The organism is Larkinella sp. C7, assembly GCF_006149005.1.
Lineage (GTDB): Bacteria > Bacteroidota > Bacteroidia > Cytophagales > Spirosomataceae > Larkinella.
The window spans coordinates 126,138-152,063 of sequence record NZ_VBSL01000008.1; the positions used below are offsets into that span (position 1 = coordinate 126,138).

General features: G+C 53.8%; 20 protein-coding genes. 10 read left to right on the forward strand and 10 right to left on the reverse strand.

Features of this window, described 5'->3' with window-relative positions; genetic code table 11:
- The first annotated feature begins 21 nt into the window (after nucleotides 1–21).
- Nucleotides 22–2,664: a putative Ig domain-containing protein gene (locus FH871_RS20455; RefSeq protein ID WP_138993223.1), complete on the forward strand. Its 2,643-nt coding sequence runs from the start codon at nucleotides 22–24 to the stop codon at nucleotides 2,662–2,664.
- Nucleotides 2,665–2,707: 43 nt separating this feature from the next.
- Here the strand turns inward: FH871_RS20455 and FH871_RS20460 are convergent, their stop codons facing one another.
- Nucleotides 2,708–3,091, reverse strand: a complete 384-nt coding sequence (locus FH871_RS20460; protein ID WP_138993224.1) for a helix-turn-helix domain-containing protein — start codon at nucleotides 3,089–3,091, stop codon at nucleotides 2,708–2,710.
- Between the two features lie 100 nt (nucleotides 3,092–3,191).
- On the opposite strand from FH871_RS20460, the gene FH871_RS20465 reads away from it, so the two are divergent.
- The 4 genes from FH871_RS20465 to FH871_RS20480 all read left to right on the forward strand — a co-directional run bounded on the left by FH871_RS20465 (nucleotide 3,192) and on the right by FH871_RS20480 (nucleotide 10,925).
- On the forward strand, nucleotides 3,192–4,085 hold the full coding sequence (locus FH871_RS20465; protein WP_138993225.1) for an NmrA family NAD(P)-binding protein: 894 nt from the start codon (nucleotides 3,192–3,194) through the stop codon (nucleotides 4,083–4,085).
- Nucleotides 4,086–4,202: 117 nt separating this feature from the next.
- Nucleotides 4,203–5,627 (forward strand): arylsulfatase, encoded by a 1,425-nt coding sequence (locus FH871_RS20470; RefSeq protein WP_138993226.1) that lies wholly within the window; start codon nucleotides 4,203–4,205, stop codon nucleotides 5,625–5,627.
- A gap of 413 nt (nucleotides 5,628–6,040) precedes the next feature.
- Entirely contained in the window at nucleotides 6,041–9,373 is a 3,333-nt protein-coding gene (locus FH871_RS20475) for a TonB-dependent receptor (RefSeq protein ID WP_138993227.1), read from the forward strand.
- Between the two features lie 19 nt (nucleotides 9,374–9,392).
- A complete protein-coding gene (locus tag FH871_RS20480) occupies nucleotides 9,393–10,925 on the forward strand; it encodes a RagB/SusD family nutrient uptake outer membrane protein (protein ID WP_138993228.1) in 1,533 nt (510 codons plus the stop codon).
- A gap of 78 nt (nucleotides 10,926–11,003) precedes the next feature.
- Here the strand turns inward: FH871_RS20480 and FH871_RS20485 are convergent, their stop codons facing one another.
- The 3 genes from FH871_RS20485 to FH871_RS20495 form a co-directional block, all read right to left on the reverse strand.
- The gene (locus FH871_RS20485) at nucleotides 11,004–12,857 is read right to left on the reverse strand and encodes an alkaline phosphatase (protein ID WP_138993229.1); all 1,854 of its coding nucleotides are present in this window, start codon (nucleotides 12,855–12,857) and stop codon (nucleotides 11,004–11,006) included.
- Between the two features lie 46 nt (nucleotides 12,858–12,903).
- On the reverse strand, nucleotides 12,904–14,211 hold the full coding sequence (locus FH871_RS20490) for an esterase-like activity of phytase family protein (protein WP_138993230.1): 1,308 nt from the start codon (nucleotides 14,209–14,211) through the stop codon (nucleotides 12,904–12,906).
- Between the two features lie 66 nt (nucleotides 14,212–14,277).
- Nucleotides 14,278–14,529, reverse strand: a complete 252-nt coding sequence (locus FH871_RS20495) for a hypothetical protein (protein WP_138993231.1) — start codon at nucleotides 14,527–14,529, stop codon at nucleotides 14,278–14,280.
- A gap of 307 nt (nucleotides 14,530–14,836) precedes the next feature.
- Here FH871_RS20495 and FH871_RS20500 point away from each other — a divergent pair, with 307 nt between their 5' ends.
- Nucleotides 14,837–16,348 (forward strand): choice-of-anchor I family protein, encoded by a 1,512-nt coding sequence (locus tag FH871_RS20500; protein ID WP_138993232.1) that lies wholly within the window; start codon nucleotides 14,837–14,839, stop codon nucleotides 16,346–16,348.
- Between the two features lie 85 nt (nucleotides 16,349–16,433).
- On the opposite strand, the gene FH871_RS20505 is transcribed toward FH871_RS20500, so the two are convergent.
- The 3 genes from FH871_RS20505 to FH871_RS20515 form a co-directional block, all read right to left on the reverse strand.
- Complete coding sequence (locus FH871_RS20505) at nucleotides 16,434–16,751, reverse strand: hypothetical protein (RefSeq protein WP_138993233.1); 318 nt, start codon at nucleotides 16,749–16,751, stop codon at nucleotides 16,434–16,436.
- A gap of 28 nt (nucleotides 16,752–16,779) precedes the next feature.
- Nucleotides 16,780–17,751: a Na/Pi cotransporter family protein gene (locus tag FH871_RS20510; protein WP_138993234.1), complete on the reverse strand. Its 972-nt coding sequence runs from the start codon at nucleotides 17,749–17,751 to the stop codon at nucleotides 16,780–16,782.
- Between the two features lie 145 nt (nucleotides 17,752–17,896).
- Complete coding sequence (locus FH871_RS20515) at nucleotides 17,897–18,184, reverse strand: hypothetical protein (protein WP_212768251.1); 288 nt, start codon at nucleotides 18,182–18,184, stop codon at nucleotides 17,897–17,899.
- 100 nt (nucleotides 18,185–18,284) lie between these two features.
- On the opposite strand from FH871_RS20515, the gene FH871_RS20520 reads away from it, so the two are divergent.
- Nucleotides 18,285–20,426 (forward strand): alpha-amylase family protein, encoded by a 2,142-nt coding sequence (locus FH871_RS20520; RefSeq protein ID WP_138993235.1) that lies wholly within the window; start codon nucleotides 18,285–18,287, stop codon nucleotides 20,424–20,426.
- Between the two features lie 86 nt (nucleotides 20,427–20,512).
- The gene (locus FH871_RS20525; RefSeq protein ID WP_138993236.1) at nucleotides 20,513–21,010 is read left to right on the forward strand and encodes a DinB family protein; all 498 of its coding nucleotides are present in this window, start codon (nucleotides 20,513–20,515) and stop codon (nucleotides 21,008–21,010) included.
- Between the two features lie 104 nt (nucleotides 21,011–21,114).
- Here the strand turns inward: FH871_RS20525 and FH871_RS20530 are convergent, their stop codons facing one another.
- The gene (locus tag FH871_RS20530) at nucleotides 21,115–22,257 is read right to left on the reverse strand and encodes a DEAD/DEAH box helicase (RefSeq protein ID WP_138993237.1); all 1,143 of its coding nucleotides are present in this window, start codon (nucleotides 22,255–22,257) and stop codon (nucleotides 21,115–21,117) included.
- Nucleotides 22,258–22,379: 122 nt separating this feature from the next.
- Between FH871_RS20530 and FH871_RS20535 the strand changes: the two genes are divergently transcribed.
- Entirely contained in the window at nucleotides 22,380–22,670 is a 291-nt protein-coding gene (locus tag FH871_RS20535; protein WP_138993238.1) for a DUF6364 family protein, read from the forward strand.
- A 109-nt stretch (nucleotides 22,671–22,779) separates the two neighbouring features.
- On the opposite strand, the gene FH871_RS20540 is transcribed toward FH871_RS20535, so the two are convergent.
- A complete protein-coding gene (locus FH871_RS20540) occupies nucleotides 22,780–24,111 on the reverse strand; it encodes a DEAD/DEAH box helicase (protein WP_138993239.1) in 1,332 nt (443 codons plus the stop codon).
- Between the two features lie 71 nt (nucleotides 24,112–24,182).
- On the opposite strand from FH871_RS20540, the gene FH871_RS20545 reads away from it, so the two are divergent.
- Complete coding sequence (locus FH871_RS20545) at nucleotides 24,183–24,620, forward strand: DUF6526 family protein (protein ID WP_138993240.1); 438 nt, start codon at nucleotides 24,183–24,185, stop codon at nucleotides 24,618–24,620.
- A gap of 266 nt (nucleotides 24,621–24,886) precedes the next feature.
- Here FH871_RS20545 and FH871_RS20550 read toward each other — a convergent pair whose 3' ends face one another.
- A complete protein-coding gene (locus tag FH871_RS20550) occupies nucleotides 24,887–25,666 on the reverse strand; it encodes a TlpA disulfide reductase family protein (protein WP_171062903.1) in 780 nt (259 codons plus the stop codon).
- Nucleotides 25,667–25,926 lie beyond the last annotated feature (260 nt).

A 25,926-nucleotide genomic window follows, 5' to 3' on the forward strand; every position in this document is an offset into this window, starting at 1 on the left:
TCCGTTCAATCTATTTTTCTGATGAAAACTTCTTTACTTTTTTGCCAACCGGATCGTTGTCGTCTGCTATGCCTGGCCTGCCTGTTCCTGACCAGCCTGACGGTTTACAGCCAGGAGATTTATTACGTTACCCCAGGCGGAGGGGCCGTTACCAAAGACGGTTCTTCCTGGGAAAATGCCTTCGATGGCACCCAGCTCCAGACCGCCATTGAAGCCGCCAGCACCTATTCCCAGACCAACGGCAATGCGGACGTTCAGGTCTGGGTGGCCGCCGGTCTCTATAAACCCACCGGCTCCGCCGACCGCACCATCAGTTTTTCCATGCGAAACCACGTCGCGGTGTATGGCGGTTTCGAGGGCGACGAAAATCTGTTGAGCGAACGCCCCGCCCTCAGCCTTTCCACCCCTTCCAGCACCACCCTCAGTGGGGAAATCGGGGGAGCCGGTAACACCGACAATTCCTACCACGTCGTCAGCAATCTCTCCGGATCGCTGACCACCAGCGCCGTGCTCGACGGTTTTGTGATTACAGCAGGCAATGCCGATAGTGCCGTTGAGGACGTTCATAGGGTTGGCGGAGGAATGACCAATCTCAACGACAGTCCCACGGTTCGTCACTGTTTCTTTGTGGGCAATACTGCCAAATCGGGCGGAGCGGTACACAATCTGGCCAATTCGGGCGGTATCTGCAGCCCGGAATTCATCGATTGCCATTTTATGAGCAATACGGCGGGCATCTCGGACGGGCCGGGTGGAGCGGTGTATAACTATGCCGACCTGGGCAGCCAATGCCGCCCCAGGCTGACCCACTGTCATTTTACCCTGAATACCGCCGGAAACGGCGGGAGCCTTTTTAACGGAACCAACGCCGGAGGCACCTGTAGCCCGGTGATCACCCGGTGTCAATTTACCAACAATACCTCCACCGGTAACAGTGGTGTACTCGCCAACGATGGCGGTAGCCCGACCGTTACGAACTGCAGCTTTGTTGGCAATTCGGCATCACGCGGAGGCATATCCGTGAATTACTCGATCCAGCTTTTCACCAACTGCAGCTTTTCGGGCAACTCGGCAACCCTGGGCGGAGGTATCGCATACCAAACCGGGGGTGGAACTACCTTTAAAAACTGCATCGTCTGGAACAACGGCGGTTCTCAAACCTTCTTTAACTCAAACGGTTCTACCATCACCGGTACCTACAGCCTGTTCGATACGGAAGTCACGGGTTACGGCGGAACCAACAACCTGACTACCGCAGTTCTGCCTTTTGTTGGTGAACCCGACCTGCAACTCACGCCCGGCTCGCCCGCCATCAACGCCGGAGACCCCACCAGCACCACCACAACCAGTGGCACCACGGACCTGGCCGGAAATCCCCGTTTCTTCAATGACGGCCGCATCGACATCGGCGCTTTTGAATTTCAGGGGGAACTGCCGACGCCGGTGAGCGGCAGTTTCGACGGTTATATTTACGGCGCCGACTGCGAAAGTTTCCGGGGCTGGGCCTGGAATCGCGACAAGAGCAATACCGTCGTTTCCGTCGACATTCTGGATGGTGATGCGGTGATTGCAACGCTGCCCGCGGGCGATTTTCGTCCGGATTTGCTCGACGCGGGCAAGGGCAATGGGCAACACGCTTTTCGGTATGTCCTTCCCGAATCGCTCAAAGACAACCTGCCCCACCTCCTGTCGGCCCGGGTGACGGGCAGCGATTTTGTTCTCAAAAATTCGCCCAAGGCACTCATCTGCCAGAACAGTACCGAACCGGTGGGCAACCAGCCCCCCGTCCCGCCCTCGCCCACTTTGCTGATAACGCCCCTGACCGCCCAGGAAAACGTCCCCTTCTCGGCCACCCTTCCCGCCTTCACCGACCCCGAAAGCAGCCCCCTGACGTATGCCCTCAGCGGCTTACCGGCGGGTTTGAGTCTGGGTTCGGAAAACCGAATGATCAGCGGTACACCCACCGAACCGGGGAGTTTCCTGCTGACGTATTCGGCCACGGATGTGCCCGGTTCCACCAACAGCGTGAGCTTTGTTTTAACCGTTCATCCCGCGTCAACCACCACCATAACAGGAAGTTTCGACGGCTACCTGGACAAAGTCGAATGCGGTACGATCCGGGGCTGGGTGTGGGATCGCCATAAACCCAACACGCCGGTAACGGTGGAGTTCTACACCGACGACACAATCTGGGGCAGCACCGTCGCCAACATCTACCGGGATGATTTGAAGAATGCCGGGAAAGGCAACGGGGCGCATGCCTACCGCTTCGAAGTTCCGGTCACACTGAAAGGAACCGGCCCGCATCTGATTTCGGCGCGGGTGCAGGGCAGCACGTTTGTATTGAAGAACTCGGGAAAACTCCTGAACTGCCCCCTGCCCGCCCGGAAGGGTGCCGAACAACCCGAAAATCTGGAAATGATCGTGTTGGGCAACCCGGTTTTCGGCCCGACGCTCGGGGTGGAAGTCCGGGGCGCAGCGGGACGCCCCCTGCGCCTGCAACTGACGGATGCGAACGGCCGGGCCGTGGCCGATTGGGCGGTTGAAGCAGCCGCTAACGTAGAACAAAAAACGTTGTTCCTTGGTCATCAACCCGCAGGGCTGCTGTTCCTGCGAGCCACCAGCGGGTCACGAACCGCAACCTTGAAAGTACTCAAACCATAAATTCTCTCGATCGGGGCGGTTTTCGAACCACACGAAAACCGCCTTAGTGCAATCCCAGCGTCTTTGCATACGCTTTCCCCCAATCCACCATCGACTGCAAAACCGGCAGGGTGGCTTTTCCCTGTTCCGTCAGACTGTATTCGACCCGGGGCGGAATTTCGGCGTAGATTTTCCGGTTCAGAATTCCGTTTCGCTCCAGATCCCGCAGCTCCTGCGTCAGCATTTTCTTGCTGATACCGGGCATGGCGCGCTGCATTTCGCCGAATCGGTTGATCCCCCGCGACACATTGTAAATAATAACCGGCTTCCATTTTCCGCCAATGATCAGGCTGGTGAGCGTCACCGGACACTTCGTTAACCCGTAAGCCGCTAAATCTTCCAAACTATTTACTTTTTCAAGCACCTCATTATCAACTATGGTTTCCATTTTGATACTAAGAAACATTAAAGTGATTACTTGACAAATATAAACTATCGAGTCTAGTTTTGGCAAGATTTATTTCTAAAAAGTAATCAACTTAAGTGCTATGTACGTCATCACAGGAGCCAGCGGCCATACGGGCAAGCCCATCGCCCGGCAACTTCTACAAGCCGGAAAACCGGTCAGAGTCATCGGTCGGTCAGCCGACCATTTGAAAGAACTCATCGACAGCGGTGCCCAGGCGGCCATCGGAAGTCTGGAAGACCCGGATTTTCTGATCGAGGCTTTTCGGGGTGCTACGGCGGTTTACGCCATGATTCCCCCCAATTTTACAGCGTCCGATTTTACGGGGTATCAAAAACGGGTCGCCGACGCCCTGACAGCCGCCATTCGGGCCAATCACGTTCCCTACGCAGTTAGTTTAAGCAGCTTCGGGGCGCATTTGCCCGACCAGAACGGGGTGATTCAGGGCATGACCTATCTGGAAAACCAGCTCAATGCGGTGGAAGATCTGCGGGTCGTTCATCTGCGGGCAGGTTTCTTTTTCCAGAACCTCTTCAGCAGCATCGGTTTACTGAAAGCAACGGGTTTGCTGGCGGGTTTTCCCATCGAAGGCGATACACCGCTGGCGCTGGTTCACACCGACGACATTGCCGCCGTAGCCGCCCACCAGTTGCTGGCGTTGGATTTTGAAGGCAAAACCGTCCGGTTTGTCGCCGGGCCGCGTGACCTGACCTTCGATGAAGTGGCGCAGATTGTGGGCCGGGCTCTCGGAAAACCGGATTTAGTCTGGACCGCTTTCTCGTATGACCAGGCGCGGGCGGGCATGATTCAGTCAGGTCTGACCCCCAGTATGGCCGATAACTACGTGGAATTCTGCCAGCGTGTCAACGATGGCGGTCTGATGGGCGGTTTTGAACGCAATGCCGACAACACCACACCGATGACCTTCGAAGACTTTGCCCGCAACGAACTGGTACCCGCCTACCAGGCGAACTAAGCAGAAACGACGTAAATCCTGCTCATGATCCGGGTGATTGCTCACAAAATACCGGATCGTGAGTAGGATTTACGTCGAATCGATTTTAGGAGGAAGAAGCCGCCTAACCGTTCGATCATGCGTACCCTGCTTGTTTCCTTTTTTCTGCTGTTTTCCCTGCCTGCTTTTGTCACGGCCCAAACCCGTCCCAACATCATCTTCATTCTGGCCGACGACCTGGGCTACGGCGACCTGGGCGTCAACGGACAGAAGCTGATCAAAACCCCGAACATCGACCGGCTGGCGGCCGAAGGGGTGCGGTTTACGCAGTTTTACGCGGGAACGTCGGTTTGCGCGCCCTCCCGTTCGTCGCTCATGACGGGTCACCACACCGGGCATACTTACATCCGGGGCAACAAAGGTGTCGACCCCGAGGGCCAGCAGCCCCTGGCCGATTCGGTGGTGACGATGGCGGAAATTCTGAAGAAAGCGGGTTACACGACGGCCGCTTTTGGCAAATGGGGACTGGGGCCAGTCGGTTCCGAAGGCGATCCCAACCAACAGGGCTTCGACCGCTTCTACGGTTATAACTGCCAGAGCCTGGCGCACCGTTATTATCCGAATCACCTCTGGGACAACAGCCAAAAAATCGTTCTGGCCGAAAATGAAAACCTGTTGAAAACCAGCCAGTACGGCCCTGATCTGATTCAGCAACAGGCGCTGGGCTTCGTCAAAAACAACGACCCGAACAAGCCTTTTTTCCTCTTCCTGCCCTATACTCTTCCCCACGCCGAACTGCTGGTTCCCAATGACAGCATTTTCCAGTATTACAAAGGAAAATTCGCCGAAAAACCCTACAAAGGTGCCGATTATGGCCCCAATGCCAGCGTCGGCGGTTATGCCTCGCAGGCGTATCCGCGGGCTACGTTCGCAGCGATGGTCACCCGGCTCGATCTATACGTCGGTCAGCTTCTGGCGACTTTGAAAGAAAAGGGCCTGGACCAGAACACGCTCATTATTTTTTCCAGCGACAACGGCCCGCACCGCGAAGGGGGCGCCGACCCGGTTTTCTTTAACAGCGGGGGCGGTTTTCGCGGTTTCAAACGCGACCTCTACGAAGGCGGCATCCGGGAACCGATGATTGCCCGCTGGCCCGGCACCATCAAACCCGGCACCCAAAATGAGCACGTGGGAGCCTTCTGGGATCTGCTGCCCACCTTTGCCGAACTGGCCGGAACGAAAGCCCCCACCGGCATCGACGGGATTTCGTTCGTACCTGCTCTGACGGGAAAAGGCACTCAAAAAAAACACGCCTATCTCTACTGGGAATTTCACGAACAGGGGGGCAAACAGGCCGTTCGGCAGGGCAACTGGAAGGCTGTTCGACTGAATGCCGCCGGGAACACCACCCAGGCCGTCGAACTCTATGACCTGGCAAAAGACCCGGCCGAAACCACGAATCTGGCGGCCAAACACCCCGCGAAAGCCACCGAACTAGGGCGGTTGATGACGGAATCTCATACGCCCTCGGCTTTGTTTCCGTTCGGCAGCGCAGGGCGGTAATCCGCTTCTGCAACATTTACCATTCGATATTTATCTCTTTTCTTTCTTAAATCCCTTCCCGGGAAACCGGAATCGTTTCCGGGACTCCGAACGCGCCAATCGTAACAATTCCATAAAACAGCGGTAATCCTCAACTCATCTGTAAACGCTTCTTTTGCGGTGAATTTACCAGCCGGTGACGAAGCGAGTGCTACCCTTGATTTCCTTCCCCTTTCTACGACTACGACGGTTTTTCTTTGCTTCTGTAGGTCAACGGCTATCTCTAACGCATTGACCATCGGTGTATGAAAACAGGACTTTTACTGACGCTCTGTAGTCTTCTTCTTTTAGCGTTCACGCACCTTGCCTGGTAAATTCTCCCTTTTGCATTTCCCAAATCAATTCACCATACAACCTGCTTAAAACGTATCGAAATGAATCACTACAAAAATCGTTTTGTCCGGTATTTCCGCTGCCTGCTCCTGCTGGCCCTGGCGACCGGACTAGTCGCCAGGTCGGTATCCTATGCCGACGACCGGCGGAGCAAGGCAAAAACCGCCCGGCTGCTCGTCAAAATTACGGGAACCGTCACCGATGAGGCCAACCAGCCGCTGCCGGGCGTCAGCATTGTGGAAAAGCAAACCCAGAAAGGAACGGCGACCGACGCCAGCGGCCAGTTTACGCTCGACGTCAATGCCGGGGCAATCCTGGTGGTTTCGTCCATCGGTTTTGCCTCGCAGGAAGTGGCGATTGGCAACCAGACCACCCTGACAATCCGGCTGAAAGAGGATGTCAACCAACTGAACGAAGTGGTGGCCGTCGGGTATTCGACCATGCGAAAAAGCGATGTAACGGGTTCTATTGCCAATGTAAAAGCCAAAGAACTGAACCTATCGGCTCCGTCGCTGGGACAGGCACTGGTCGGAAAGCTCGCGGGTGTTCAGGTCAACCAGGTGAGCGGGGCACCTTACGTGGGTACCAAAATCCGGGTGCGCGGCATTGGCTCGATCAATGCCAGTTCGGACCCGCTGTACGTCATCGACGGCTATCCGGCGGGGAATGACGTGTTTATCAACCCAAACGACGTTGAGTCGATTGACGTATTGAAAGATGCGGCCTCGGCGGCTATTTACGGTTCGCGGGCGTCGGGAGGTGTCGTCTTGATTACGACCAAACGCGGCAAGGAAGGCAAAGGACGGCTGGAATATGAATACCAGTACGGCATCAACCAACTGGCTAAAAAAGTAAAACTGCTGAACGCCGAACAGTTTACGGAATTGCTGATCGACGCCCGCAACGGAACGTACCGCGATTTGACGGTGAATGCCGGCAAGCCGTGGAACGACGGGATGTATTCCGACGACAATGCCACCCGGATCGCCAAGGTGGGGAATGCCAACTCCGTGAGTTTGCCTGTCGACCTCTACAATTTTGCCACCCAAACCATGATCCAGCCGAAATACAATACCGACTGGCAGGATGAACTGTATCGCAATGCCCCCATGTCGCGGCACAACCTGACGTTTTCGGGCGGCAGCAATGGGTTGCGGTATCTGCTCAGTGGCGGGTATCAAAACCAGCAGGGCATCATCGTGGCCACCAAACAGGAACGGGTGAACCTGCGGGCCAATGTGGACGCTGATGTAACCCAAAAGCTGAAAGTGGGTGCCAGCATTTTTTTGACGTCTACCAACAACCGCGAAGCGCAGGAAGGCCGTTTCAACCAGGGGTCGATTCTGGGTGCGCTCATTTATGCCCCCATTTTCCGGGCCCGCGACGACAACGGGAATCTGATTAAAAACGAAATGGCGTCGCAGCAACCCCTGTATGGCTACCAGACCATCGAAAACCCGGTGGCACTCGCACTGGAAACCAACATCACCCGCCGGGGCATGCGCGGCACCTACAACGGAACGGTGACCTACGAAATCATCCCCGGTTTGGCGGCCAAGGCCAATTTAGGTCTGCAAACCTACAACGAGAAATACGAGTATTACCTGCCCACGAGCCTGAGCAGCGGCAACAATCCGCCATACTCTCCGCAGGCGCTGGCGGCAGCGAAGGCCACCGCCCAGACGCTGTCGACCACCGATGTACTGGCCGAATTTACCCTGAATTACAGCAAGCAGTTCGGTCAGCACGGGTTGAATCTGCTGGCGGGTTATACGGCCCAGCGGCAGAAAAGTGATGTGATCAGTGTGTCGTCGCAGGGATTTCAGAATGATCTCATTCAGGAGATTACGGCCAAAGGAGCCGATCCGAGTAACTTTTTCCTGAATTCAGGCACCCGTAAAGTCGAAGAATCGCTGTTGTCGTACCTGGCCCGGGCCGAATACCATTACGGCGAAAAATACTTTTTGACGGCCGCTTTCCGGCGCGATGGTTCGTCGCGGTTTGGCCCCCTGAATCGCTGGGGAAATTTTCCTTCTATTTCCGGCGGCTGGAGCATCTCGAACGAACCGTTTTACCACGACTGGCTGGGACAGGCGTCTTCGCTCAAGCTGCGCGCCAGTTGGGGCCTGACCGGAAACTACAACATCGGGAATTACAACTACCAGCAGGTGATGTCGTCGCCGGGCGGAGCGGTTTTCGGCAACGGAACCATTCAGACGGCCCTGTGGGCGGGTGCCATCAAAGACCAGCGGCTGGGCTGGGAATCGACTTCGCAGTATAACATCGGGCTGGATGCGGGTTTGCTCAACAACCGCCTGTTCGTGATTGCCAACTACTACATCAGTAATTCCTACAACCTGTTGTTCAACCAGCCGATTTCGGCGGTTTCGGGGTCTTCGACCATTCTGACCAACCTGGCCGATTCCAAAATCCGCAACCGGGGCGTCGAACTGCAACTGGATGGCCGCGTGATTGCTACGCCGGATTTTAAGCTGAACCTGAGCGGTAACATTTCCGTCAACCGCAACAAAGTCCTGGACATGGGGGGCGCCAGCACGATCATCACCAACGGGGCCGAGCGGTCGTATCTGACCCACATCACGCAGGAGGGCCAGCCGGTCGGCATGTTCTACGGTTTCAAGGTGGTGGGTATGGTCCGGGAAAAAGACATGGAGAATCTGGCGGCCGACAACGCGGTTTACAACTCCGCCACCCAATCCTTTCCCGCCGGTTATGTCCTGAAAGGTCCCGCGCGCTCGACGGCTTCCAGCAACCCGCTGAAACCGGGTGATCTGATTTTCGAAGATGTCAACGGCGATGGCGTGGTGACCGATGCCGACAAGCGGGTGATTGGCAGCCCGTATCCCAAATTCATCTACGGGGCGTCGCTGTCGGCCAGTTACAAAGCCCTGGATCTGAACGCGTCGTTCAACGGTTCGAAAGGAAATCAGGTGCTCGACGGACAGGATTATTACGTCTATAACATGGAAGCGTCCGGCAATCAGTACGTGAGCGTAACGGATCGCTACCGTTCGGAATCGCAGCCGGGCGACGGCAGCGTTTACCGGGCTGCGCGGGGTGGCACGCAGAGCAACAGCACCCGGCTTTCGAGTTTCTATTTGCAAAACGGCTCCTTCTTCCGCTGCACGAACATCACGCTGGGCTACAATCTCCCGGCGCAATGGCTCGCTAAAATCAAAGTCGGTGGGCTGCGGATTTACGCCAACGTCAACAACGCCTTTACCATCACCAAATACAAGGGCTACAACCCCGAGGTGGATTACAACAACGGAGCCAACCTGACGCCCGGCGTCGACTACGGTATGTATCCGCTGGCCCGTGGCTATAACCTGGGTGCCAAACTGACTTTCTAATTCTTACATGACATTCACGATGACCTATAAACACATTTCAGTCCTTTGCCTGCTGGCACTGCTGCCGCTGGCGTCCTGCAAAGATGATTTTCTGGTTCAGACCGACCCCAATTCCGTGGCGACGTCCGACTACTTCAAAACCGAAAATGACGTCTTCGTTGCGTTGAACGGAGCCTACCAATCGCTCCGCAGCTCCAATTCGATTGGAGAAGGCAGCGGTTTGTTTTCCGAAGAACGCTCCGACAATACCGGTCGAAACGACAACCAGTCGAACGCGGGCGAACCGTTTCAGTTCAATGATTTTTCGCTTCTGCCTTCCAACACGTATCTGAAAAGCCACTGGCTGGCACTCTATCAGTGCATTACCCGAACCAATCAGGTGCTCTCGGGAATCGAAACCGTGGCTTTCAGCAAGCCCGAAACCAAGGCGCAGTACAGTGCCGAAGCGAAATTTATCCGGGCCTTGATTTATTTCCACCTGGTTCGCAAATGGGGTGATGTACCGCTGGTGACCAAACCGCTGACGACGGCGTCTGACGTGGCGGCCAGCACCTTCCGCGAAAAGAAGGAAAAAGTGTACGAACAAATCGTGGCCGACCTGACCGAAGTTACCACCAGCCCATTGCCTGATCATCAGCCGCTGGCCAGCAAAGGCCGGGTATCGAAAGTGGCCGGACTTGCCCTGCTGGGGCAGGTGTATCTGACGATGGCAACCACGCTGGATGCTGCCAGCCGCACGGCCAATCTGAATGCCGCCAAAACGAACCTGACCAGTGCCTACACGAAACGGACGTTTGGGGCTTTGAAGGAAATCCCGTATGCCGATGTGTTCGATGTTGCCAAGAAATCGACGAACCCGGAAATCATTTTCCAGATTGTCAACAAACAGGGCGATATCAATTATTCGTCGAGCATTGCCGCCAACAACCAGGCCCAGGGCGAAACCATCAACTCCCTGCGAAACAATACGGGTATAGGCGGCAATGTGACGCCCGATCTGGTGAAGGAATACGAGGAAACGGATGTGCGGAAAGCGTTTTCGATCAAATTCGCCAATGCCGCCACGGTGAAAGATTACTTCATCACCAAATACCGGGATGCCAGCGCAGCCGCCGGAACCAACGGCTACGGCGGCAACGACTGGATTCTGATCCGGTATGCCGACGTGATGTTGATGCTGGCGGAGGTCAATCTGTACCTGGGCGACGAGGCAACGGCGGTTTCGTTGCTGGACCAGGTTCGGGAGCGGGCCGGTATGCCGAAATACGAGGTCGCCAGAACCAATGCCGCCTACAGCAGCAAATTCCCGACGCTCAAACTGGCCATTCTGCACGAACGGCGCGTGGAACTGGCGTTTGAAAACCACCGCTGGTTTGATCTCCTGCGGTTTTTCACCCCCGCCGAACTGGTTACGTACATTCGCGCCAAGTCGCAGGCTGACTTTGGGGTAGCAAAACTGTCCAACTTCGGAACCAAGGATTATTACTACCCGATTCCGTTCGATGAGAACAAGTTGAATCCGGAAAAAATGTACCAGAATCCGGGGTATTGATCCGCCTGACCGGCACGAATGCAAAAGAGGAGTCATCACCCGGATGACTCCTCTTTTTTTGGTTAACCGCCGGCAGAATTATTTCGTCTTTTGCGTATTCCGATAGCGGCCCAACACCGCCATGATCTTGTGGTGAATGGCGGTATTTTCGTAGACGCCCCGAAAGTCCAGCGAATGCGGGCCATACGCAAAAACCGGCACCATCACGCCCGAATGGTCATTGGTGCTGAAATGTCCATCCACGTACCCGCGTTTCAGATCGCCATCAAGCAGGGTCAGCCCCCCGGTTTCGTGATCGGCGGTGACAATCACGAGCGTTTCCCCGTTCTGGTCGGCAAACTTCAGCGCTTCGCCGACGGCCTGATCAAAATCCAGCATTTCCTGAACCACATACCGGACATCATTCGCATGGCCGCCGTAATCGATCTGTGCGCCTTCGGCCATGACAAAAAATCCGGCGGGGTTCGGGCTTAACTCAGCCAGGGTTTTGCGCAGGCTCATGGCCAGAAAATCCTTCCGGCCCTGGCCGACGGAAACGACCGATTCATCGTCCAGCAACACAAAAGGCGCTTTCAACTGCGCCAGTTTGCCAAATCGATCCGCTACCGCATACCCCCGCTGCCGGAGGGTATCCAGCACCTTCTCCTCGTTGAAAAACCGGTAGCCGCCCCCAATCAGAATCTGAACCGGATTTTGCAGAAAATCAGCCGCAATTTCCCGTTCGAAAGACCGGTCGGACTGATGCCCATAGAAAGCGGCCGGGGTGGCGTCCGTCACGCTCCCGGCGCTGATCAATCCACTGACCATGTTCCAGGGTTGGATTAGAGCCGGAATGGCCGGACGGGGCTTTCCCGTCGAGTCTACCCCAATGGCCCGGTTGTTGGTTTTCTCACCGGTTGCCATCGCCGTTGCTCCCGCGGCCGAGTCCGTAATGTAGGTATCGGCGGCACTGGTTTTGGAAAAACCCAGATTCAGCACCTGCGTCAGATTCAACTGCCCCTGATTGGCGGTTATCCCGGCGTAGATCTGGGCCAGTCCCATGCCGTCGCCAATGAGCAGAATCACGTTTTTTACCGGACTGTGCGCGTCGTTTTGCCGGTACGTCGGCTGGTAAACCGCGTGAACGGTTTTATTCCGGTATTCGGCGGTCGGGCGGCTGTTGAGGAAGTTGGCCAGTTCGGTAATGTGGTCAGTATTGATGTAATCGACGCCCAGATTGATCAGCGTTTTCCAGGTGTTGATGTTGTCGGGAGTCGCCCACAACCGCAGCTTTTTGCCTTGCTGGTGGGTTTTCCGGATCACTTCGTTCAGCTTTTTCCGTTCGGCATTGACGATTAACCCCTTCCCGTTCCAGCGTGTATAGGTCAGAAATGACTGGCTGATCAAGCCAATGCGTTTCAGTTGATCGGGCGAGTACGTTGTTTCAGGACGTCCGTCGAAAAGCAGCCAATCCGGATAGGATTTGAATTCGTCCGGTTCCGGCACTTGGCCGCTCACCACGACCTGTACCGAGCCCCCGGAGCCGAATACGTGCGGATGGGCCGCCAGAGCCTGAACCAATAGCGGCAGTGTCTGGCGGGCCGGGGTTTTGAGATCGATCAGGAGTTGCAGCGGGCGGGCTGTTTTCGGCTCAAGCTTCCCCTGACCGGTTTTCACCTGCTGGACCAGGGGCTGAATATACAGCGCATCCAGCGTTCGGCCGGGGTCCAGGTCCGTCTCATCGTGGGCCACGTAGAGGACGCCGTTCCGGGCGTGAACATCGACTTCTATTGAACCGAATTGTTGGTGGTAAGCCTGCCAGAAAGGAATCGATTGCTCGTAATCATTGTGCGAATGGGCCTGGGCCGTCGTGTAGAGGCCCTTCGGTTGGGCGAAAGCAGAGTGGATTGACATAAAACCGGCCACTAAACGAATAAGCAGGTCTTTCTTCATAGACTGAAAATAGAGCTTCAATTGGCTTTGGCAAGCGATAACAACCTTACTTCAAAGGAGTTGCCAATGTCACGAAGTAAATCCTGTTCAAATCCGCTTTGCCCGTAGCCGGTAAAACCTTGGTGGTGAAGCCATTCTGTCCGTTGTCGACCACCCCAAAATCATCGTCGTTGGAAATCGCCAGCACATTCGTTCCCAGCAAGGCCACGCCCTCGGCTTTGTCGTGCGGATAAACCGGTGAAATTCCCGTCAACAGATCCAGCACCAGTGTTTTCGTAACCGGTACGATGCCGGCCGTCTGCAAGCCCGCTTTATCTTTCAGTTGTTCGACCGTCATCCCGCTAAATAGTTTTCCGCCAGCACCGTTGGCCGGATCGGAAATGTCCGTGGCCCCCGCCAGATCAAATTTGTAGATCCGTTTGAACGTTGCAGGTTTGGCCGGATTACCGCCGTAATCACCATCCCGCTCCAGGGCCAGAAATGTCGTGTTCGTGATCGCGGCCACTTCACTGCACCCGGTCAGGCTCGCATTTTCCATCAGGTAAACATATTGTTTCGTGGCTCCCGTAGCAATATCGAAGGTCAGAACCCGAATGATCGTTGACCCGGAAACCGCAGACGGATTATAGAGTGGCGACTGCATCAGCCCCACCAGGGTTTTGCCGTCGGGGGTCATCGTGAGTCCTTCCATACCCCGGTTCGGGCGACGCCGGGCCAGCACCAGCGGCAGGGTACGTCCGCCGGTTCCGGTGCCAAACGGATTGATGCGTTCCAGGGTTTTACCGGTCGCGTCAAAATGTACAATGTGCGGACCGTACTCATCGCTGATCCAAAACGTGCCGTCCGAAGCCAATACCAATCCTTCCGAATCCAGCCCGTCCGCGCTGGGAGTTAACAACTGACCCAACAGGTCGAATGCGGTTTCGCCGGTGCTTCCTTCTCCGCTGGGGTTCGGCAGGCCCGTCAGCAACTGACCTGCCGCATTTTTAAGTAAAATAGTTTTTTCCAGCACCAATTTACCTCCGTCTACCCGGAATTTACCGATTTGAGGGGTAAAATCAGCTTTACCGAAAATAATGGAATTGGCCTGTGATCCGGCGGCATTCGGCCCCCGGTCGGTCAACAGGTAAAATACGTTGGCATCATTCGGGTCGGCAGCAATAGCGGAGCCAAACCCCCCGTTGGAAATAACCGTGTTGTTGGGCGAAATCGCTAAAACCTTGGGGTCGGTTGCTTCCGCGAAGGCCGGATAGAAAACCGCCGGAATGCGATGGTCATCACAGGAGGTAACGACGAATCCACTCGCCAAAACCAGCAGCGTAGCTACTGAAACAGGTAAAGATAACTTGCTCATAATCAGAGAAAAAAGTTGTTTTATTGATAATCAGGTGGTCGTGGTACGTTTTGATCCGGTTAAACCTTAGACCAATTCATAGGTTGCTTCTTCCGGAACCCGCCGGTAGTTCAGTTCCTCCAGAACCGCCCGGGCAAAAGCCGATCGGTCGGATTTACGGTACTGGTCGGGCGTCAGAGCGCCGGAAGGCGCGACAAAAACCTGGCTAACCCGCTGACAGGCTGACCAGAGTGGCCGGTTTCTCTCAATTTTGAATTGCCGGATTGGCGTGTCAGCGCCAAACCACAGGCTGATGATGTTGTTTGAAGTGCCTTTCATGACCTGCTGGTCGTTACAAGTTGGGTTGTGTATCCTGGCTGGAGATTCGGTCGGATTGCGGAGCCGGATGCGGACTGAACAAAGGTAAAAGCAAGGCGCAACAAGCGGATTACGGTACCATCAAGTCTGAAACGGTTCTGTTAACCTTGCGGTAACACCATTACGGCTCCGGTCAAAAAGGCGACGAACACTTACCATAAATACCTGTCAAAAAGCCTGTTAAATAATTATTAAGCTTTTCCGGCGCGTGGTTTCTGTCCCCGATCGGGTCCTATTTTTGTTTCTTTCACCCCTCATACACACGAGCATGATTCAGAACAAATGGCGGATTGGGCTGGCCCTCTTGGCGGTATTGACCAACGCCTGTATCAACGATCACCAACCACCCGGGGTGTCGCAGGAAAACCCGGCTGCGTTCAAGGAAATTACCTCCACGGATTTAGGCGGGGAAGCCTCCGCCGAAATTGCGACCTATGATCCGATCAGCAAACGCCTGTTTGTGGTCAACAATGAATCGACTCCCAAAGTCGATGTCCTGGATCTGACGGCCTACCCCAGGGTGACCAAATTACAACCCATCGATCTGACGGCCCTGGGCGGTGTAGCCAACAGCGTGGCGGTATACGGCGGAAAACTTGCCATCGCCCTCGAAGCCACCAACAAACAGGCGAACGGGAGCGTGATCGTTCTGAACACGACGGATTTGTCTCCCGTCAAACAGATTACCGTGGGCGCGCTGCCCGACATGATCACCTTCAGCCCCGATGGTGCCTACATCGTTACGGCCAACGAGGGCGAACCCAGTGCCAACTACACCACTGATCCGGTGGGTTCCATTTCGATCATCAATGTCGCCGACAACTACAGCGTCAAAACCCTCACCTTCGAGTCGTTTGCGGCTTCGTTGCCGCAGTTGTCGGCAGGCGGTTTCCGGATCTACGGCCCCGGTGCGACCTTTGCGCAGGATGTGGAGCCGGAATACGTAGCGATTTCGTCGGATTCCCAAAAAGCGTGGGTAACACTCCAGGAAAACAATGGCATTGCCGAGGTTGATCTGGTAACGGGCACCATTTTGAAAATCAACCCACTGGGAACCAAAGACATCAACCTGGCCAACAACGCCATGGACCCCAGCGATCAGGACAGTAAAATTAGTCTGGGAACCTGGCCCGTTCGATCCTTTTTCCTGCCCGACGCGATTTCTTACTTTTCAGCCAGTGGCAATGGGTATCTGATTACGGCCAACGAAGGCGACGCCCGGGAATATTCGGCGTTTGATGAGCAGGCACGCGTCAGCAGTCTCACCCTGGACCCCACGGCTTTTCCAACCGCTGCGGACTTGAAACTGCCCGCCAACCTGGGCCGCCTGCGGGTGACCAAAACGGCCGGAAACAGTGGTGGCGTCTACACCGAGCTTTACGGCTTTGGTGGCCGGGGCTTCAGCATTTACAACGCATCCACCGGAGCGCGGGTGTATGACTCGGGCAAAAGTCTGGAAGAGCAGGTTATTGCCGCCAACCTCAACCTGTATGATGATGGGCGTTCGGACGACAAGGGTGTTGAACCGGAAGGCGTTACCGTCGGAATGATCAACGGCAAACCCATCGCGTTTGTCGGAATGGAACGGGCGGATGCGATTGCCATTTATGACGTTACCAACCCGGCGGCTCCCCAATTTCTCCAGCTTTTCAAAACCGGTGATGCCCCCGAAGGCGTGTTGTTTGTTCCGGCCGAAAACAGCCCAAACGGCCGCAGTATGCTGGTAGTGAGCAGCGAAGGCGACGGTACGGTCAAGATTTATCAGCCGGATAAAGTATAAGAAAGACGCTTTACTTTTCCTATAAAACCACAACACCGGCATTGAGAAACCAATGCCGGTGTTGTGGTTTTATAGGAAAAAAACGCTAGTCCCGATCCTGTGGAATGACCATTCGTACCCGAAAAGCACCAATCTCCTTTTCGACCAGCCGGATCAGGTGCGTTATCGTCGATTCGATTTCCTGACTTTTGGGCGGATTGATACCCAGAAACAGAATTGCCGAGTTGACCTCGATTTCGCAGTCGACCTCGTTCAGATAGACCATAAAATCGCCCAGTGAAATCCGGATTTCACCATTAAAAAAATACTCGACACTTTGGATGTGCCGGTGCCGGGGACCAATCTCCAACCCTTCCCGGGCAATAAACCGCAGTCGTTTCTCTATCTTATCAAAAATGTGCATATCCGTGTAGGTTAACACCGAAAAACTATCAATGGGACATGACCGCCCGCTTTGGGGTTGAAATGGTATCCGGAACCCAGCGCTCGAACACAGCGGCTAAGCGGGACGTAAAAGGAGCGGCCAGCAAAACCCCCAGAACATTAAACAGGACGTGTGCATTGGCCAGCTGGCGCCCAACCGGGGCCTGTTTACTGATCAAAAGCACGAGTTCGGTGAAAGGCACAATCAGCAACAAGCCCAGCATGATGGACAATAGGTTGAAAAGGAGATGAAAAAGACCGGTACGAACAGCCGCTTTCGTGCGTCCAACGGATGCCACCAGCGTATCGGCGCAGGTTCCCAGTTCGGCTCCCATCATGACGGCAATCCCCGCCCCGAGGGTCAGCAGCCCTTGTCCGGCCAGAACAACCGACATGCCCACGGTGGCCGACGATGATTGCAGCAAAACCGTTACGCCGGCACCCGTCAGGGCACCCAGCCAGGGTTCCGCCAGTCCCTTCATCCAGTTCACCACCTGGGGTAGGTGTTTCAGCGGTTGAACGGCCTCCTCCATGAGAAAGAGTCCCAGAAAAAGCATTCCGAACCCCAGGATGACCTGCCCCCATTGGGTGAGGGTTTCGCGCCGGGCCAGAATCATGATTCCCAGACCAACCGCCATGGGCACGCCCGCCCATTTTCCAATGTCAAACGCAATGAGTTCACTTGAAAAGGTGGTTCCGATATTGGCCCCCAATACAATACCGATGGCCTGACGAAAGGTCAACGCCCCGGAATTGACCAGCGCAATGGTCATGATGATGACCGCAGAAGAAGAGTCCAGCAGCGTGGTGACCACGACGCCCGTCAAAATGCTGGTGAATACCGTCCGGGTAAATGTCTTTAGCCAGCCCTGTAGCTTGTCCCCCGAAATCGCTTTTAAACCGTCTGACAGGTAATTGAGGGCAAACAGAAAAAGGGTTAACCCGGCTAAGACGAGCAGGATTATTTCCAGATACGCCATATAAGAAAGCCACTTGATTTATCGAAGTTACGGCTTGCCCGGTTTTTATCACCGCATGGAAGATTATGGATTTGTTATGATTAACCGGCCCTAAAACCGGGCGACGAACCAGGCCTATTCACCAGTCGGCACGAGTAAAAACGACTCATTTCGCGGGGTCGTTGCCCTCCGGTGTAAACCTCACCAGCGCATCGCCGAGCATCCCGTCCTCCTTTTTTGTTATGCGTTTTAACCGGGCAAACGCATCTTTCCGCACCTTGATCGAGGCATCATCGAAGCGTTTGAACGTGGCCCAGTCGACATAAGCCCGGTTGGAATCGGTATCCAGAAAACCGCCATATTCGAGTTGGTGTTTGTCCAGTTCCAGCACGTAAATCACGGTCAGCGTAATGGGCTGGTTCGTTTTGGAGTAGAAAGTCCAGGTCAGTTTCATACCGGTAAGGTACGTTCTGGTTTTGTAGAAGCCATTGATTTGCGCCTACTTTCTGACTACTTTTATTCTTTCCAGCTTTCAATCAGCCCATTCCGTTCCCGTGAAAAAACCGTTTCTTCTTTGTCTGGTTTGCTTTCTGTTTTCGTTTACTGCCGGAATTGCCCAAAAAACCGCCCAGCCAGTTCCATCCGTAAAATGGCCGGACAACCTGCCGTGGTGGAAAGCGAACAACCTGCGCGTGATCCAGACGAATTTGCCCGCCTACGAAGCCGCCACGCTCCACCCGGATTCGCTGCTGAAAGACCTACTGGCGTGTTCGGCCAACACATTGCTGATCAACGCGGGCGGCATTATGGCCTTCTACCCTACCCAACTCGATTTTCAGTATACCAACCCCTACATGAAACCGAACACGCTGGCTGAGGTCATCAAAAAGTGCCACGAAAACGGCATTCGGGTGGTGGTGCGGTTCGACTTCAGCCGGGTTCACGAAAGCATTTTCAAAGCCCACCCCGACTGGTGTTATATTTCACCCAAAGGCGAACGGATCATCAACACGGATATGTACGTGGTGTCGATCAACGCGCCGTATGTGCAGGACCGGGCGTTCAAAATCATCGCCGAGGTGATCGACCGGTTTCCGATCGACGGAATTTTCCTGAACATGCCGGGCTATCAGGTCAACAACCCGTACGAGGGCAAATACCACGGCATCGACCAGAATGAAGCCGACAAAAAAGCCTTCGCAGCCTTCAGTCCGGGAATGACCCTGCCCACCGTCGAGAACAAAGCCGATCCGGTTTTTCAGAAGTACCTGGCCTTTAAAAAAGCCACGGTCGAGGACTGGTCGAAGCGGTTGCACGAACTGGTAAAGTCCAAAAACCCGCAGATTGCAATCTGCACGTATATGGACAAATACGTCGACATCATCCGGCACGAATCCCAGTCTAACACCAGCCTTCCCTACTGGCCCTACACGGCTTCCGACAACGTGAGCAATGCCGTCAACTCCTTTCCCGATCACATCGTCAGCAACGCCAGCATTCAGCAGATTTCGTTTCAGTCGCGCTACAATGCCGTGGAGCCGGAAGAAGTCGGCATTCGGCTCTACGAAAACATCGCCAATGGTTCGGGGCTGGATATCAGCCTGATGGGCGACATGCGGGGGTACGAAGATGAACGCAACTTCGACATCGTCAAAACCATTTACGCCCACCACAAGAAGCACGAACCGTATTTCGGGAACTACCAATCTGTCGCTAAAATCGCCGTTGTGGCCCCCGGCGCCTGGCCAAGTGGCGAACCCATGCAGGAATACCGGGGCATTGTGCTGATGCTGAAAGAAGCCCACCTGCCATTCGACATCATCGAAGACGCACAGATCGGCAATCTGGCCGAGAAAGTCAAAAAATACAAACTCCTGATTTTGCCGGAAATCACCTACCTGAGTGTCGAAGCCATCCGGGTTTTGAAAGAAGCGAGCCAGCAGGGCACCCACCTTATTGCCACCAACCGGACGCTGTTCGACAGTCCGGAAACCTTGCAGGACTTGTTCGGGGCCAAAATTATCCAGAAAGACCACGACGGGGCCGGGTTTTACCTCAACCCCGAAAACAAAACCGTCTTCAAACGTTTTCAGAAACAGTCGATGCTTTTCTGGAAATTCAATCTGGGACTCTACGATCTGAAAGCCGCCGATGCGGTTTTTCTGCCCATCCTGGCGAAGGGCCGCCCCGGCCCACCAGAGATCATCGGCGGACACGATCCCACCGGCTATTACGCGATGGGTGTTAAAAAACACGCTAAAAGTCAAGCGGTTATCCTACCGATCAATCTGGGGCGGCTCTATTACATGCACGGCTACGAACAACACAAAAACATCCTGCTCGACGCCATCGACTACCTGTTGCCGGAAGCCAACCAACTGGTTCAGACCAACGCGCCCGAACGCATCGAGGTTATTTTGCAGGAATACACGAAGAACATCCCGGCCAATCTCTCCAAAAAAACCTCCGACGGCCTGATTCTACACCTCGTTAACCTGACCGGTTTTAGCGGGAACACCTATTTCAAACCGCTGCCGGTGTATGAGCTGAGTTTCAAAATCAAGTCGGATTTCAAGCCCTCGAAAGTATTCTCGATGGTGACCGAAAAACCGGTTCCGTTTACGTGGAAAAACGGTTTCGTGGAGTTAAAAGTGGCCAAACTCGGCGACTTCGACGGGCTGGTACTGGACCGGTAAATATATCGGTCCCTCGCCAAAGGCTACTGACATAGGGCTGTCACCGGGTCGCGTTTACTTTGTATCGTAAACAAACCCCAACGACTATGTCACAGATCGAAATGCTTTTGAAGGAAATGGATCAGGAAGCCAAAACCACCCGGAACATGCTTGGCCGCGTTCCCAACGACAAGTATGATTGGCAACCGCACGAAAAAAGCATGACCGTCCGGGCGCTGGCCACCCACATTGCCGAATTGCCTTCGTGGGTGACGCTGGCGTTGACCACCGAAGAACTCGATTTTGCCACGACTCCGTATCAGCCCGTAGTGATTAACGATACAGCCCAGTTGCTGGACTATTTCGAACGAATGCTGGCCGACGGAAAAGCGCATCTGGAACAGGCTACTGAAGAACAACTGGAAGGCCGGTGGGTGCTGCGCGAGGGCGAACAGATTTACAGCGACACCTCGAAAGGCGAAATGATCCGCATTTCGTTCAGCCAGATTGTGCACCACCGGGCGCAGTTGGGCGTATACCTGCGTCTGCTGAACATTCCGATTCCGGGCAGCTACGGCCCAAGTGCGGATGAACCCGGTTTTTGATAGAAAGATGAAAGAGATGAGACGAGAGCGTAAAGACTTAACTACTGAACAACCATGCGTTTTTTCTTTACTCTCACTTCTCTGCTCTTTAGTCTCGCGTTGAATCAATACCCCTTCAAACTCAACTCCTCGGTATCGACCATTTCAACGCGCTTGCCCATTTTTTTCTGGATGATTTTAAAATGGTGTTCGTCGTCGGGGCAGATCAGGGAAATGGCTTCCCCTTCGGCCTCGGCGCGACCCGTTCTGCCAATCCGGTGAATGTAATCTTTGGGAGAACGCGGCAATTCGTAGTTGATCACAAAGGGCAACAACTGAATATCGATCCCTCTGGAAATCAAATCCGTAGCCACCATCACCGGCAACTTCCCGGATTTGAATTTGCTCAGGGTTTCGGTCCGCGCGCCCTGGCTTTTATCGCCGTGAATGGCTTCGGCCTGCACACCGTTTTTCCGGAGCTTCACCACCAGATTGTCGGCCGTCCGGGTCGATGAAACAAACACCAGCACCTGCGTCATCTTCCGTTCCTTGATCAAATACCGCAGCAACGGCCCTTTCCGTTCCGGGTCGATCCGGTAGGCAACCTGCTTGATCAGATCCAGATTCTGCGGTTCTTCAGCAATTTCAATTTTAATCGGATTGCGCAGCAGATTTTCCCGGATTCCCTGGATCGCATCCCCCAGCGTGGCCGAAAACAGAATGTTCTGACGGTTTTTGGGCAACATTTCGAAAATCTCATTCATCTCGCCGGCAAAGCCCATATCCAGCATTTTATCGGCTTCATCGAGCACCAGAATCGCCACTTCCCAGAGGTGTAAGGCGTTGGAAGACACCAGGTCCAGCAGGCGACCCGGCGTGGCCACCACAATTTCGGCCCCCAGCAAGGCAATCATCTGCGGATTGATCGACACCCCGCCGTAGACCGCCAGGGTTTTCACTTTTCGGGGCAGGTTTGCCGCCAGCGTTTGAAACACTTCGGCCACCTGAACGGCCAGTTCGCGGGTGGGCACCAGCACCAGGACTTTTACGTTGCGGTCGTTGGTGGTCTTTCGGCGCTGAAACATTTCCAGAATCGGCAGCACAAAACCGGCGGTTTTGCCCGAGCCGGTTTTGGCAATTCCCAGCACATCGTGTCCTTTCAGAATGGTCGGAATCGCTTCCTGCTGAATGGGATAGGGTTCGGTATATTGCTGCTCCGCGACGGCTTTCAGGAGTGGTTCGGATAATCCAAGCGATGAAAAAGACATAATGTGTTAAAAAGAGGAAGGATAGAAACGGCTTCCGGCTTCAAATATACCACTAAATACCGGGGCGGTGGTTTTGTACGCATGAACTTACTAGGTTTACACGTACCATTTCATCTTTCCGTATGGACAGGAAATTAACATTGAAGCTCGATGAAGACGTGATTCCGCAAGCTAAAATCTACGCAGCTTCGCAAAACAGAAGCCTGTCAGGGTTGGTAGAAGGATATTTAAAATCGCTGGTCAGTCAGAACGATTCAGACCGTGAAAATGAGGAAATCAAAATTTCTCCATTTGTCAAAAGTATGACATCGCGGATTGGGATCCCCTCGGATTGGAATCCGAAAGATTTTAAGGAGTCAGAGCTTCCAATCATGACCGCACAGGAATATCTAGTCAGCATTGGTCGGAAATGATCAGTCATCTTTGGCCCGCAAAACACTGTCAATCAGCCGCTTTACTCCTATAAAAACTTTATGATAGTATCTCAAAGGGAAGGCGTCCGGTTCAAAAGTAGCTTTCCCGTCAGTTATTTTTCCGGGTTTTCTTGATTGGTTTTCCGTACTTCTTCATCATCTCTTCGGCGTGGTTCCGGCGCACATTGACCTTCTTGTTTTTCTCGATTTTCTCGTGAAACGCCCCGCCGAACGTATCGCTCAGGTGAATTTTCACGCCCGGATTTTTCATGTTCACCTTCGGTTTTTCATCTTCGGTCAGCACGTCCGAAATGACAAGGTCCCCGGGAAGCGGCAGCATCGGAATGGCGTAATTCATCAACTGCTCGATGGTGGCCTGCTGCTCTTTTTCCTTTTCGGTGATGAACGCAATGGCGATCCCGTTTTTATCGGCGCGGCCCGTCCGGCCAATCCGGTGAATGTACATTTCGGGCACTTCCGGAATGTCGAAATTGACGACGTGCGACACCTCGGCCACATCCAGCCCGCGGGCAATGATGTCGGTCGCAATCAGAATGCGGTAATTCCCCTCCTGAAACTGCCGGACCGAATTGAAGCGGTGGTTTTGTTCCTTATTGGAGTGAATGACGCCAATCTGCTCGGGAAACTTCGCTTCCAGTTGCTCGTAAAGCTGGTTGGCCAGGTTCTTGGTCGCCACAAAAACCAGCACCTTGGTCATGTCGGCATTCTGGCGAAGCAGCAATTCCAGCAGATTGATCTTGGTGTAAAAGTTTGGAACCGCATACGCCGTCTGGCTGATGTTTTCCAGGGGCGTTCCCACCGGAGCCGCTTCGACCCGAACCGGGTTGTTGAAATACGTTTCGATCAGCCCCTCCACCTCCTCGGTCATGGTGGCCGAAAACAGCAGGTTTTGCCGCCGGACCGGCAGCAAATCCAGAATGGTGGTCAATTGCGTCCGAAAACCGAGGTTGAGCATTTCGTCCACCTCATCAATCACCAGCCGTTTGATGGTTTTGGTTTTCAGTAACCCTTTGATAGACAAGTCGATTAGCCGACCCGGTGTAGCCACCAGCACATCCATTCCCTGCTCCACTTCGGCAATTTGGGGTTTGATGTTCACCCCGCCGTAGATGCCCACCACGGCCAGATTCATGTAGGGAGTCAACTGCTTCACCGCTTCCACGACCTGCACCACCAGTTCCCGCGTCGGAACGATGATGAGGAGTTGCGGAAGCCGGTCTTTCGAAAACTGGAATTGCCGCAGACACGGCAGCAGGTACGCAAACGTTTTGCCGGTTCCGGTTTGGGCAATGCCACACACATCTTTTCCCGACATCACCACCGAAAATACCGTCTGCTGAATGGGCGTGGGCGTGGTGTAGCCCAGATCCGTCAAGGCATTTAAAAGCGGTTTATTCAGATTTAATTCTTCAAAAGTCATATCCTTTTCTATAAACGAAACCATTTAGGCTCTTTTACTCTTTACGTAGGAACGCTTACCCATAGGCTTCCATGAAAACACAAAATTACGAAAACCACGTTCGGTATTACCCTCCGCACCACTTTGTATTTTACCCGGTCGTTCTTATTCTGCTGGGAATCAGCCTTTACTACACCTTCAAAGCCGATGAGCCGACCATGATCTGGTTGTTCATTTCTCTTCTGATTGTCCTGATCACCTGGGTGGCTTTCATGCTGCGGCAACACTACGCCCTTGGTAATCAGAACCGAATCGTTCGGCTGGAGATGCGGTTTCGGTATTATGTACTGACCAACCGGCGATTGGAAACCATCGAAAACCAACTTTCGTTCGGCCAGCTTCTCGCCCTGCGGTTTGCGTCGGACGACGAACTACCGAATTTGACCCAACGCGCTATCGCTGAAAATCTTAGCCCGGACGAAATCAAGAAGTCGGTTGTCCACTGGATGCCCGATCACCTGCGGGTGTAAGCAGAGCGGTTTTCGGTACACGGTTTTTGGTTTTAGGATAAGGCTGGGAGCCTTTTTATGAAAATCAAAACCAATCCCGGCGGGATGACCAATCGTATATGAACCGTCCCGACGGGACTATTTTCCTATCAATGCCCGTGGTTTCTACAAAATGGACCACATCCCTACGGGACAGATGGCAAAACCGGGTTCCAGAAGACTCCTTTGGAGCTACAGCCAAGAAATGGATTCCAGCCTTCAAACACTTCTAACCGCTTGAACGGGTATTACTGCGCCGTTTCTTTCTTCAATGCATACACCAGGGCATGATAATCAGTTACTTTTTTGGTGATCAGTCCCTGCTTATTGATCACGAAATGCGTGGGATACGCGTTGATTTGCAGTTGGTCGGTCAGATAACTTGCCTGATCCGGGATCACGGCGTAATCGAATTGTTTTTTCTTTAAAAACCCGGCTACTTTTTGCCGGGGATCCATACAAAGGCTGAGAAACAACACATCCGGGCGGTTTTTGTATTGGCTTTTCAGTTGATTCAAGGCCGGCATTTCCTGCACACACGGCAAACAGGCAATAAACCAGCATTTCAACACCACAATTTTCCCTTTCGTCGTCTCATTGGTGTATGTATTTCCTTCCATGTCCGTAAAACGATAGGCAGGCAGGGCCGTCCCTTCCTTCTGAAAATGCTCCAGTTCTTCGAGGCCCCAGTACTTCACCGTCGTTTTAATGTCCTGACTGACTGACTCCTCCAATTTGGACAACTGATACACCGCAGTCGAATCGTCCGATTTCAGCCGCAGGGGAAAATACCGTCCGGTGGAAATGGATTTTAGAAAACTTTCCTGCGTCATGGGATTGGCAAGCGTATCCAGGGCCTGATAGTCATCAGACAACTTTACATTTTTTTCGCGGTAAGCCAGAAAACTCGTGATATCTTTCAGCAGGATGGCAGGCTCCGCAACGGGGTCGCCGTATCGTTTATTTTGACGACAGGAAATCGTGAACAGGCTTACCAAAACCATTCCAAAAACAAGGCTCCATCTCATCGTAACAACGTACTGATTATCGATCATTTTTCACTCTTTTTTGCCAGAAAAATCCTACTTTTGCAGAAATAGGTAGTTGTAAGCTATCCGGACCATTCTGTTCCGAACGCAAACTACACCCATTTCAAGTAGTTAAGGCCATCTCTTCCCAATTTGCGAGCAGTATCACGTCGCCGACCCGAACCAATCGGGGCCGATTCTACCATTTATAGGTATTAAAAGTAAAAATAGCCCTTGGTGGGCTTTGTTGAGTATACGAT